The organism is Streptomyces sp. NPDC088194 (assembly GCF_040702025.1).
Classification (GTDB): domain Bacteria; phylum Actinomycetota; class Actinomycetes; order Streptomycetales; family Streptomycetaceae; genus Actinacidiphila.
Genome location: NZ_JBFBIV010000167.1, coordinates 1 through 10,991, shown reverse-complemented (window position 1 = coordinate 10,991; position 10,991 = coordinate 1). Strand labels below are relative to the sequence as shown.

The following is a 10,991-nucleotide window of genomic DNA, read 5'->3' as shown; positions in this document are numbered from 1 at the left end:
CGTCCCGACGCGCCGTGCCACAAGGGACCGAGGGGCGCGGCCACCGCCCGTGACCATCAAGGTCCGGGGTTGGTGGCGGGGCGTGCGAAGTCGACCCGGTGACCCGAGTCGCCAGAGAAAGTGTACGGGACCGCTGGAGTCGCAGGCGACACTCGACTTGTCCACAGGCCGCGGACCAAGATCATCGCGGGGTGGGCGCGGTGCGTCATCGTGGGGACATGGCGTACACGGCGGCGTGGTTGACGGTGATGGTGGCGGTGCTGGCGGCGGGCGGAGGCGTGGGGCCCGGGGCCGGCGCGGGAGTTGGGGACGGCGGCCGGCCCGGCGGTGGGGCCGCCGGTGGTGGTGCCCCGGCTCCGGTCCGGTCGGGGTACGGCGCCGGGGCGCGGGTGCGCGCGGGCTGCACCGGGCCGCCCGGGCCGGCGGCGCGGTGCTGGCCGGTGGCGGGGCCGGGGGCGCGGGGGCGGCCGCTGGTGCTGCGCGGCTTCGAGCCGCCGGCGACCGCGTGGGCGGCGGGGCATCGCGGTGTCGATCTGTCGGCCGCGCCGCGCGTGGAGGTGCGGGCGGCGGCCGCGGGCGAGGTCGCCTTCGCCGGACCGGTCGCCGGGGTCCCGGTGGTGGTCGTCGCGCTGCCCGGCGGCCTGCGCACCACCTACGAACCGGTACGGGCCGCGGTCGCGGTGGGCGCGCGGGTGGCCGCCGGGGACCGGCTGGGCGAGGCCGCCGCCGAGATGCCGGCGCACTGCGCGGCGGCCTGCGTGCACTGGGGGCTGCTGCGCGGCGACGTCTACCTCGACCCGCTCACCCTGCTCCCGCCGGCGCTGCGCCGGGCCGGACCGTCGCGGCTGCTGCCGGTGGACGGGGCGGCCCGGGCGTAGCGGAACCGGTCGGTCCAGAGGTCAGTCCAGGGGCATCGCGGCGGCCAGTTCGCGCCATTCGGCACGCGGGAGGGCGGTGTCGGGGCGCAGCACCTGGATCGCCACGTGGTCGGCGCCGGCCTCGTGGTAGGCGGCGACCCGGGTGCGGACATCGGCGGCGTCCCCGATGGCGAAGAGCGCGTCGAGCAGTTGGTTGCTGCCGCCGTCCGCGAAGTCCTCCTCGGTGAAGCCGAGCCGCCGCCAGTTGTTGACGTAGTTGGGGAGCTGGAGGTACATCGACAGGGCGCCGCGGGCCGTCGCGCGGGCGCGGCCCAGGTCGGAGTCGAGGACGACGCCCAGCTCGGGCGCGAGCAGCTTGCCGGGGCCGAGGGCGGCGCGCGCCTGGGCGACGTGCTCGACCGTGACCAGGTACGGGTGCGCGCCGGCGGAGCGGTCGGCGGCGAGCTTGAGCATCCGCGGACCGAGCGCGGCGAGCACCCGCCGTCCGGCCGGGACCGGGGCGGGGGCCGAGTCGAGGCCGTCGAGGAACTCGACCATCTTCGCGTACGGGTGCGCGTAGCCCTCGGTGATCGGGGCGTGGCTGACCCCGAGGCCGAGCAGGAACCGCTCGGCCGCGCCGGCCTCCAGGTCGGCGATGTTCTGGGCGACCTCCGCCGCGGGCTGGTTCCAGACGCTGAGGATGCCGGTGGCCACGGTGATGCGGCGGGTGGCGGCGAGCAGCGGCACCGCACTGGCGACGGGCGGCGAGCCGCCGAGCCAGATCGCGCCGTAGCCGAGTTCGTCCAGCTCGGCGGCGGCCTCGCGGTTCTCACCCTGGAACTCGCTGTCGCCTTGGCCCAGCCGCATGTTCCACACGCCGACCCGGCCGATGTCCTGTTGCTGTGCTCCTGAAGTCATAGCTGCGGCAACAGGGCAGTGCGGGCAGGCTATTCCGGGCTGTCCGCCGACCGGGTGACTCCGTGCAGGGCCATGGCGACGGCGGCCTCGACGATCTCGGTGGGCAGCTCGGCGGCGCCCAGCTCGATCCGGCGGACGGCGGCGTCGACCACGCCCTGCAGCAGCATGGCGGTCAGCCGCGGCTCGGGGTGGCCGAGGCAGGACAGCGCGGCCACCACCATGGCGACCAGGCCGCCGTGCGCCGCGCGGATCTTCTCCCGCGCGCCGGCGTCCAGCTCACCGGCGGAGATCGCCACGACCGCGCGGTGCCTGCGGTCGCCGACCAGGGTGAGCTGGCTGCGGACGTACGCCTCGATCTTGTCCGCGGGGGTCTCGGCGGCCTGCATCGCGGCCTCGACCTCGGCGGCCCAGACCGGGAAGTCGACCGCGCACAGCTCCTCCACGACGGCGGCCCGCGAACGGAAGTACTCGTAGACCGACGAACGGGCCAGCCCGGTCCGCTCGGCGAGCGCGGGGAAGGTGAGGGCTTCGGTGCCGCCCTCGGTCAGCAGGGTGCGGGCGGCGTCCAGCAGGGCGCGGCGCTGCATCGTCCGGTGCTCGGCCACCGAGGCCGCTCGAATTCTCGGCATTACCCCACTGTAGACAGTCCGGCTCAGCGTGCTCCCATGTCGGCGAGCTTCGCCCGTAGTTGGAGCACGGACTTGGTGTGGATCTGGCTGACCCGGCTTTCGGTGACGCCCAGTACCTGACCGATCTCCGCGAGTGTGAGCCCCTCGTAGTAGTAGAGGGTGACCACGGTCTTCTCCCGGTCGGGGAGGGTGCTGACCGCGCGGGCGAGCAGACGGCGCAGCTCTCTGTCCTCGGCGACCTCGGACGGGTTGTCCGCGCCGGTGTCCTCCAGGGTGTCGACCAGGCTGAGCCGGTCGCCGCTCTCGGCGCCGACATGCAGCAGCTCTTCGAGGGCGACCACGTTGGCGAGGGAGAGCGCGCTGAACACGCCGTGCAGCTCCTCCAGGCCGACGCCCATCTCGGCGGCGACCTCGGGCTCGCTGGGGGTACGGCGCAGCTTCGCCTCAAGGGTGGCGTAGGCGCGTTCCACGGCGCGGGCCTTCTGCCGGACGGAACGGGGAATCCAGTCCAGGGCACGCAGTTCGTCGATCATGGCGCCGCGGATGCGGGTGATGGCGTAGGTCTCGAACTTGATCGCCCGGTCCGGATCGAACTTCTCGATCGCGTCGATCAGCCCGAAGACCCCGGAGGACACGAAGTCGGCCTGTTCCACGTTGGCGGGCAGCCCGACGCTGACCCGGCCGGCCACGTACTTGACCAGCGGCGAGTAGTGCAGGATGAGCTGTTCCCGCAGCCGCGCGTCCCCCGTGGACTTGTAGGTCCGCCACAACGCGTCGAGCGAGGTGGGTGCGGCGGGCCGGGGGGTGGCCCGGGCGGTGGCCACTGCCGTCGCCTGTTCGGACCCGGGGGTGTGCTGGGGCATACGTTGTCGTGAGCCGTTCTGCCTTGGCGTGGGCGGGAGATCAAACCTCCGCGAGCGTAGCGTGACCATAGTGTCGCTGATTGCTACGGCATCCGTGTGGGACATGCGCAGATACGTTCCTCTACGGGTGCGGGTGGTCCGGAAAGGGCGCGGGGTAACGCACCGGACCGTGTGGGGGCGTGAGGGCAATAATGCGCCGCATCCCGCCGCCGCGCCGTCCGCCCTGCGAACACCGCAGGTCAGCGAGGTTTCCTGTCACCTGATGGGGTGTCGGCCGCGTCAACCTGCCCCACTTCCCGGGTTGTCACGCGCGGTACGGACCAACCTCCAGCGCCCGCACTCGCGTACGACGAACCCGAGGGCCCGCAACTCGTGCAACCCGCTCAGCGTGTCGGCGGCCGAGATGCCCAGCGTGTCGGCGATGTCCTGCTCCGCGGCGTCCCCGCGGCCGGGCAGCGCCTCCAACACCCGCGCGGCGCCTGGTCGCAGGAGGTCCCTGGGCAGCACGGGTCCGCGCCGCACCGGGGCGAGGTCGGCACCGATCTCCCCGACCAGCTCGACCACTTCGGCCGCGTCGGTGACCATCACCGCGCCGCCGCGCAGCAGTTCGTGCACCCCTTCCGACATGGCGCTGGTGCACGGCCCCGGCACGCCCATGGTGATCCGGCCCAGCTCCGCCGCCCGCCGAGCGGTGATCAGGGACCCGCTGCGGTAGCGGGCCTCGACCACCACCGTGCCTCGGGTCAGCGCGGCGATGACGCGGTTGCGCTGCACGAACCTCGACCTGGTCGGATGCTCGCCCGGCGGCAACTCCCCGACCAGCAGGCCCCGTTCGGCGATCCCCGCGATCAGGTCGGTGTTCCCCCGCGGGTACGCCACGTCGATCCCGCTGGCCACCACGCCGATCGTGGCACCGTCGGCCTCCAGTGCGGCGCGGTGCACGGCTCCGTCCACGCCGTACGCCGCCCCCGACACCACCGCCCACCCCGCGCCCGCGAGCCCCGCACCGAGCCGGACCGCCATATGCCTGCCGTAGTCCGTGCAGGCCCGGGCGCCGACCACCGCGACCGAACGCAGGGCCCACAGCCGCAGCGACGGTCTCCCCCGCACCCACAGTCCGTACGGCCGCTGCACGTCCAGGTCGTCGAGCTGGCCGGGCCAGTCGCCGTCGCCCGGGCACAGGAACCGACCACCCGCCCGGTGCGCCGCGGCCAGGTCCGCCACCGGGTCGGCCCGCGCGGCCCTGATCCCGTAGCTCTCCGTCCGCCCGACACCGGCCCCGGGCAGCCGCCGCCCGCCGAGTGCGGCCCGCAACGCCGCCCGCGGACCCAGATCCCGCACCGCCCGGCCCATCACCTTGTCACCGGGATCGGCCACCCGGGTCAGCGCGACCCGGGCGAGCCGCTCCTGCCACCCCACCGCCGCACCCGCGCCGCCGGCCCCCGTCAACTCACCGCTCCCGTAAGCCGCCCGCAGCTCCTCCTCGGCAGCCACCCGCCCGCCGGCACGGCCCCGGACACCAGCGGCACCACCCCCGCCGGCCCCACCACCGCTCCCGCCGTCTCCGGCACCGCCTCCACCGGTATCCGCACCGGTTTCCGCATCGGCCCCCGCGCCCGCCTCCGGCGGCTCCCCGGCCGCACCCAACTGCCCGGCCCACTCCGCCTCGACGCCTTCCTCCCCCGCCATCACACCCCTCCCGCCACGGCCGGCACTCCCCTGTTCACCCCGGTGCGCAACTGGAGTGCCAGCAGCACGTGTTCGGGAGTCGGGCAGCCCGCGCCCGCGAGGTCCGCGACCGTCCACGCCACGCGCAGCACCCGGTCAAGGCCGCGGGCGGTGAGCAGGCCACGCTCCATGTCCCGCTCGACCGCGCGCAGGGCGCCCGCGGCGACATGCCAGCGGGTGCGCAGCTCATGTCCCGGCACCTCGCTGTTCAGCCGCCAGGGGGTGTCCTGGTAGCGGGCGGCGGCGCGGGCCCGGGCTTCGAGGACCCGCGCGCCGACCGCGGCCGAGGACTCCCCGGATGTGCCCACGCCACCCGGTCCGATGAGCTCGGCTCGGCTGACCGGCTCGACGTCCACCCGCAGGTCGACCCGGTCCAGCAGCGGGCCGGACAGCCGGGCCTGATAGCGCCGCACCGCGCTCGGCGAGCAGTCGCAGCCCCCGCCGAGCACCGAATACCGCCCGCACGGGCAGGGGTTCGCGGCCAGCACCAGCATGAAGCGGGCCGGAAGCCGTATCACCCCGGCGGCCCGGGCCACGATGACATGGCCCGATTCCAGCGGTTGCCGCAGCGCGTCGAGCGACTGCGAGCTGAACTCCGGCGCCTCGTCCAGAAACAGCACTCCGCGATGGGCGAGCGAGACCGCGCCCGGCCTCGGCAGGCCGCTGCCGCCGCCGACGAGCGAGGGCATGGTCGCCGAGTGGTGCGGCGCGCAGTAGGGCGGGGTGTCGACCATGGGACGGCCGGTCGGGAGGATGCCCGCCACCGAGTGCACCGCGGTGACCTCCAGCGACTCCTGGCGGGTCAGCGGCGGCAGGATGCCCGGGAGCCGCTCGGCGAGCATCGTCTTGCCCGCGCCCGGTGGACCGTTCAGATAGAGGTGGTGGCCGCCGGCCGCGGCGACCTCCAGGGCGAGCCGGGCCGCCCGCTGCCCGGCGACGTCGGCCAGGTCGGGACGGTGCTGGTCCCCGCCGGGGCCGCCGCCTCCCGCGGCCGCGAACTCCGCGCTGCCGAATCCACCGCCGCCGAACCCGGTCCCGGCGAACGCGCCCGGTCCGCCGCCGGCGCCCAGCCCCGCGCCGGCCCCTCCGCCGGGCACCGCCAGACCCGCCAGCATCGGGTCGGGCCGCTCCCGCCCGGCGCTCTCGTCCGGCTCCTCGGGCACCGCCTCGTCGTTGAGCACCGCGACAAGCTGACGCAGGCTGCGCACGCCCAGCACCGAGACGCCGGGCACCAGGGCCGCCTCGGACGTGGTGCGCTCGGGCACCACCACCTGCCGGTATCCCGCGTCGGCGGCGGCGAGCACGGCCGGCAGCACGCCGCGCACCGGGCGGACCCGCCCGTCGAGCCCCAGCTCGCCGATCATCATCAGGTCGGCGATGGCGCTCGGCGCGATCCGGCCGCTCGCGGCCAGCACGGCACAGGCAACGGCCAGGTCGAAACCGGAGCCGCCCTTGGGCACCGACGCCGGGCTCAGCCCCACGGTGAGCTTCTTCTGCGGCCAGGTCTCGCCGCTGTTCACGATCGCCGCGCGCACCCGGTCGCGGCTTTCCACCAGGCTCTTGTCCGGCAGCCCGACCAGGGCGAAGGCGGCCACGCCCGGCTCCAGATCGGCCTGGACCTCGACGACGACGCCTTCCACGCCGATCAGGGCGACCGAGCAGGTGCGGGCGAAGCCCATCACGCCACCCCCCGCACATGCTCGACCCGGGGCGCGCCGCGCGCGGGCAGCACGACTCCGACCAGGTCGATCCGGACGCCGCCCGGCGGCGCTCCGCCGTGCTCGGCGGTCCATCGCTCGGCGAGCGACCGCAGTCTGGCCGCCTTGCCGGGGGTGATCCCCGCCATGGGGTGCTGGTGGCCGCCTTCCCGGCGGGTCTTCACCTCGCACACCACCACCGCGTCGCCGTCGGCCGCGACGATGTCGATCTCGCCCCGCCGGCCCCACCGCCAGTTCCGCTCCAGGATGTCCAGCCCGGCGTCCCGCAGCGTCCTGGCGGCCACACCCTCTCCGTACCGCCCCAGCGCACCTCGTGCGTTCATGAGTACCACCTCCGTCACTCACTGTGACAGAAGGCGGCCTCACGAAGATGATCTTGAACCTCAGCCTGTGGATAACTTTCCGCGCCGCGCCACGACGCTCCCACCGGGCCGGCCCGACCCACCCGGGACGGCCGGCCCACCCCGGCCCGGCCGTCCCGGCTCAACCCGAGCCCATCCCATCCTCAGCTGTTGAATCCCGAGTCGTCCGACGGCAGATCGAGGTCCGCCTTGTTCAGCTCCTCGATGTTCACGTCCTTGAACGTCAGCACCCGGACCTGCTTGACGAAGCGAGCCGGCCGGTACATGTCCCAGACCCACGCGTCGGCCATCGACACTTCGAAGAACACCTCGCCCTGGACCGAGTGCACCTGCATCTCGTAGTCGTTGGTGAGGTAGAAACGCCGCTCGGTCTCGATCACGTACTTGAACAGGCCGACGACGTCGCGGTACTCCCGGTAGAGCTTCAGCTCCATCTCGGTCTCGTATTTTTCGAGGTCCTCGGCGCTCATGGCATGTTCCCCTTCAGCCGTACGTGACCCCATTGTGCGCTACCGGAAGACCACCGGAGCCGCACACCGCCGTATCGCTGTGGGAGCGTCAGCCCGCCCGCCGCCGGACGAGGCCGGCCAGCGGGGTGTACGCGGCCCCGCCCAGGATCAGCAGCACCCCGGCCACGATCGCCGCCGCCAGCCAGCGCAGCGGGCCGTGAGGGGACGCTCCGCCGCCGGAGAGCCCGTCGAAGGCGGAGGTGCGCTGCACCGTCCCCACCCGGCTCAGCGGCCACGCGGTGGCCTCCACCCGGGCCTTCACGTCGGAGGCCGGCACCGAGCCGCGCTGGGCGTCGTCCAGCCGCAGCCGGGAGTCCTCGGAGACGGCGCGGTTGTCGCCGACGAGGAACAGCTCGCCCTTGGGCACCTTCGTGTCGAACTTCGACGCCGACGCCAGGCCGGGCGCGGCCAGATAGGTCTCGTCGACGGCCTTGCCGTCGACCATCAGCCGCCCGCGCGCGTCGCAGCAGGAGACCGTGTCACCGCCGACCCCGACCACCCGCTTGACCTCGGGCAGGTCGCCCCACAGCTTGTCCTTGAAGACCACGATGTCGCCGCGGTGCACCTGGTCGCCGGAGATCCGCTGGGCCAGCACCTTGTCGCCAGGGCTGACCGTGGGCTCCATCGAGCTGGTCGGCACCGTGTAGGGGCGGTAGACGACCGCGGCCCAGCCGAAACCGCCCAGGAAGAGCACGCAGCCCAGGGCCACGGCGATCCCGGACAGTCTGTGCCCGGTCCCGCCGCGGCCCTGGGCTATCGCTCTGCCGCTGCTCGTACGTGTCGCGCTCATGGAGCCGCACCCTACCCGTCGGTACGCGCCCCGGTCAGCCCTCCGCGCCCTCGGACGCGCCCGCCGCCTCGTGCTTGCGCAGCAGCCTGCGCCGCCGCAGCATCACCAGCGGGATCGCACCTGCCACGCCGACCGCGGCCGGGCCCGCGGTGCCGGCCGCGTTGATCCCCGACTGGGAGAAGGTGCCGGGGATGCCCAGCCAGTCCCAGCGGTTGATCGGCCAGGCGACCACGACCGCGCGGCCGACGACCTGCTTGGTCGAGACGGTGCCGTCGGTGTGCTTTCCCTTGTACATGCCCACGTGGTAGCGGGAGTCGAGCGAGTCCTGGCGGTGGTCGCCCATCACCCAGATCCGGCCCTTGGGCACGTGGACGGTGAACGGCATGTCCGGGGTGCACGGGGTGTTGCCCGGGAAGACGTAGGGCTCGTTCAGCGGCTTGCCGTTGACCATCACCGGGCCGGTGCCCTTGCAGCTGACGGTGTCGCCGCCGACCCCGATCACCCGCTTGATCAGGTCCTTCTCCTCGGCCGACGGCATCAGGCCGACGAAGCTGAGGGTCTTCTGCAGGCCGCGCACCGCCGGGTTGCTGCTCGGCGGCGGGTTCTCCGGCAGCCAGCCGCCGGGGTCGTGGAAGACCACGACCTCGCCACGGCTCGGCGTGGAGCCGAACCACGGCGTCAGCTTGTCGACCAGCACCCGGTCGCCCTTGAGCAGGGTGTTGTTCATGGAGTCGGACGGGATGGAGAACGCCTGCACCAGGAAGGTCTTGATGATCAGCGCCAGCACCAGCGCGATGCCGATCAGCAGCGGCAGCTCCTTCCAGAAGGAGCGGGGCTTGCGCTCGGCGGCGTGTGCGGGCTCGCCGCCGGACGAGTCGCCGCCGCCACCTGCGGCGCCGGGCTCGTCGGGGCCGCCGGAGTCGTGGCGCCGCGCGCCGTCGCCGCTCACGCCGCCCACGTCCTCCGGCCTGGTGCCCGCCACCGGGACGTACCCGGGTTCGTACCCCGCGCCCTGGCCGTAGTCCGGGCCCTGGTCGTAGCCGGCCTGGTATCCGTTGCCGCCCGCGCCGACGGGTGGGTATCCGCCCTCCGCCCCGGCGTCCCGGCCGGGGTCATAGCCGCCGGCGTAGCCGCCGTCGGAAGGTCCGGGGACCCTGCCGGCGGACGGGACGCCATGCGCACCGTTCCGAGTCGTCTCCTCGGGGACCACGCCATCGGCCTCCGTGCCGTCCGCAGGGGGCACCGGGCCGTCCCCCTTCTCGGGCTCGCCGGAACCGGACCGCGCGCCGACCACCAGGTCCCCCACATCCACTCCTCATTCGATATCGACGCCTGCCCCGGAACCGGCGCAGGCCCACCATTCCCATAACGAGCGGGAGTTCCGCAGGAGTCGGGAGCGGGTCGGTCCTTTGAGCATTGTTGGCCGAGCCGCCGGCCCCATCCACCATAGTGGTGCCGGCTGTGCGGGCGGGGATCGCCGCGTCCGCCTGCGGCACCGAACCGAAGGTCGAGGGCTCCTTCAGCCGCCCCCAGTGGCCGATCGGCCAGCCGATCACGAAGGCCCGTCCGACCACCAGGTTCTGCGCGATGGTGCCCTCGGTGCGCTTGCCGTCGATGACCTGCTGCATGTGGTAGCGCGAGTCCGCCGAGTCCGAGCGGTGGTCGCCCATCACCCACAACCGACCGAGCGGTACGTGCACGGTGAACTTGATCATCGACGGCGGGTTGCCCGGATACAGATACGGCTCGTCCAGCGGTTTGCCGTTGACCGTCAGCCGCCCCTGGGCGTCGCAGCAGCTCACCGTGTCGCCGCCGACGCCGATCACCCGTTTGATCAGGTCCTGCTCGCCGGAGGCCGGCAGCAGCCCGATGAAGGTGAACACCTGCTTGACCTGCTTGATCACCACCGGGTCCGGCTTGGGCGCGGGCTCGCCCTGGAGCCAGCCGCCGGGGTCCTTGAAGACCACCACGTCACCGCGGTGCGGCTCGGCGCCGAACCACGGGGTCAGCTTGTCCACCAGCACCCGGTCGCCGATCCGGATGGTCTGCTCCATCGAGCCGGACGGGATCACGAACGCCTGGAGCAGGAAGGTCTTCAGCACCAGCGCGATCACCAGCGCCACCACGATCAGCAGCGGCACCTCGCGGGCCATCGAACGGCGCCTCTTGCGCTTGACCTTGCGGGCCAGCTTGCGCCGCTCCACCCGGCTGCCGCTGACCGGCGGCGCGGGCGGCGCGTCGGTGCCACGCGGCCGCCCCCGGTTACCCATGCGAGCCGGCCGGCGCGGGCACGTCGGAGAAGACGGCGGGGCGGCGCACCCGGGTCCAGTGGCCGGGCGGCCAGGCGATCCACTCGGCGCGGCCGATCACCTCGCCGACCGGTACGGTGCCGCCGCCAGGGTCGCCGAGGTGCTCGCGGGAGTCGGCGGAGTCCGCGCGGTGGTCGCCCATCACCCACAGCCGGCCCGGGGGCACCACGATGTCGAACGGCTCGCTGGAGGGCGCGTTCCCGGGGTGCAGGTAGGTCTCATCGAGCGCGTGGCCGTTGACGCTGACCCGGCCCTGGGCGTCGCAGCAGGTGACGCGGTCGCCGCCGACACCGATCACGCGTTTGACG

General features: G+C 73.8%; 12 protein-coding genes. 1 reads left to right on the top strand and 11 read right to left on the bottom strand.

The features are described from left to right. Positions 1 to 218: 218 nt before the first annotated feature. Positions 219 to 878 (top strand): peptidoglycan DD-metalloendopeptidase family protein, encoded by a 660-nt coding sequence (locus AB0399_RS39475; RefSeq protein WP_366414569.1) that lies wholly within the window; start codon positions 219 to 221, stop codon positions 876 to 878. 21 nt (positions 879 to 899) lie between these two features. Here AB0399_RS39475 and AB0399_RS39470 read toward each other — a convergent pair whose 3' ends face one another. From AB0399_RS39470 to lepB (AB0399_RS39420), 11 genes are all read right to left on the bottom strand, one after another. Beyond that, positions 900 to 1,775, bottom strand: a complete 876-nt coding sequence (locus AB0399_RS39470; protein WP_366414568.1) for an LLM class F420-dependent oxidoreductase — start codon at positions 1,773 to 1,775, stop codon at positions 900 to 902. 29 nt (positions 1,776 to 1,804) lie between these two features. Then, positions 1,805 to 2,362 carry a helix-turn-helix domain-containing protein gene (locus tag AB0399_RS39465; RefSeq protein WP_328474587.1) on the bottom strand — a complete coding sequence of 186 codons (558 nt, stop codon included), beginning with the start codon at positions 2,360 to 2,362 and terminating at the stop codon, positions 1,805 to 1,807. Between the two features lie 65 nt (positions 2,363 to 2,427). After that, positions 2,428 to 3,267, bottom strand: coding sequence for an RNA polymerase sigma factor WhiG (gene whiG / locus AB0399_RS39460; RefSeq protein WP_329364189.1), 840 nt, complete (start codon positions 3,265 to 3,267; stop codon positions 2,428 to 2,430). Positions 3,268 to 3,546: 279 nt separating this feature from the next. Then, positions 3,547 to 4,716 (bottom strand): DNA-processing protein DprA, encoded by a 1,170-nt coding sequence (dprA, locus tag AB0399_RS39455; RefSeq protein ID WP_366414570.1) that lies wholly within the window; start codon positions 4,714 to 4,716, stop codon positions 3,547 to 3,549. Positions 4,717 to 4,955: 239 nt separating this feature from the next. Continuing rightward, on the bottom strand, positions 4,956 to 6,674 hold the full coding sequence (locus tag AB0399_RS39450) for a YifB family Mg chelatase-like AAA ATPase (RefSeq protein ID WP_366414567.1): 1,719 nt from the start codon (positions 6,672 to 6,674) through the stop codon (positions 4,956 to 4,958). Further along, positions 6,674 to 7,036 carry a YraN family protein gene (locus AB0399_RS39445; protein ID WP_328470028.1) on the bottom strand — a complete coding sequence of 121 codons (363 nt, stop codon included), beginning with the start codon at positions 7,034 to 7,036 and terminating at the stop codon, positions 6,674 to 6,676. The genes AB0399_RS39450 and AB0399_RS39445 overlap by 1 nt, the downstream gene beginning before the upstream one ends. Before the next feature lie 182 nt (positions 7,037 to 7,218). Continuing rightward, positions 7,219 to 7,545 carry a DUF2469 domain-containing protein gene (locus AB0399_RS39440; protein WP_033173060.1) on the bottom strand — a complete coding sequence of 109 codons (327 nt, stop codon included), beginning with the start codon at positions 7,543 to 7,545 and terminating at the stop codon, positions 7,219 to 7,221. 88 nt (positions 7,546 to 7,633) lie between these two features. Continuing rightward, entirely contained in the window at positions 7,634 to 8,374 is a 741-nt protein-coding gene (gene lepB, locus AB0399_RS39435) for a signal peptidase I (protein ID WP_328470025.1), read from the bottom strand. 34 nt (positions 8,375 to 8,408) lie between these two features. Beyond that, positions 8,409 to 9,188, bottom strand: coding sequence for a signal peptidase I (gene lepB / locus AB0399_RS39430; RefSeq protein WP_328474585.1), 780 nt, complete (start codon positions 9,186 to 9,188; stop codon positions 8,409 to 8,411). A gap of 298 nt (positions 9,189 to 9,486) precedes the next feature. Further along, on the bottom strand, positions 9,487 to 10,644 hold the full coding sequence (gene lepB / locus AB0399_RS39425) for a signal peptidase I (RefSeq protein WP_329364196.1): 1,158 nt from the start codon (positions 10,642 to 10,644) through the stop codon (positions 9,487 to 9,489). Beyond that, positions 10,637 to 10,991: signal peptidase I (lepB, locus tag AB0399_RS39420; protein ID WP_366414566.1), on the bottom strand; the 355-nt coding region annotated here is incomplete at its 5' end. The genes lepB (AB0399_RS39425) and lepB (AB0399_RS39420), both read right to left, overlap by 8 nt.

Coding starts and splice junctions, on each gene's coding strand:
- whiG (WP_329364189.1), bottom strand. CDS start 3,267: ATGCCCCAGCACACCCCCGGGTCCGAACAGGCGACGGCAGTGGCCACC.
- lepB (WP_329364196.1), bottom strand. CDS start 10,644: ATGGGTAACCGGGGGCGGCCGCGTGGCACCGACGCGCCGCCCGCGCCG.
- AB0399_RS39465 (WP_328474587.1), bottom strand. CDS start 2,362: ATGCAGCGCCGCGCCCTGCTGGACGCCGCCCGCACCCTGCTGACCGAG.
- AB0399_RS39470 (WP_366414568.1), bottom strand. CDS start 1,775: ATGACTTCAGGAGCACAGCAACAGGACATCGGCCGGGTCGGCGTGTGG.
- lepB (WP_328470025.1), bottom strand. CDS start 8,374: ATGAGCGCGACACGTACGAGCAGCGGCAGAGCGATAGCCCAGGGCCGC.
- AB0399_RS39445 (WP_328470028.1), bottom strand. CDS start 7,036: ATGAACGCACGAGGTGCGCTGGGGCGGTACGGAGAGGGTGTGGCCGCC.
- AB0399_RS39475 (WP_366414569.1), top strand. CDS start 219: ATGGCGTACACGGCGGCGTGGTTGACGGTGATGGTGGCGGTGCTGGCG.
- AB0399_RS39450 (WP_366414567.1), bottom strand. CDS start 6,674: ATGGGCTTCGCCCGCACCTGCTCGGTCGCCCTGATCGGCGTGGAAGGC.
- AB0399_RS39440 (WP_033173060.1), bottom strand. CDS start 7,545: ATGAGCGCCGAGGACCTCGAAAAATACGAGACCGAGATGGAGCTGAAG.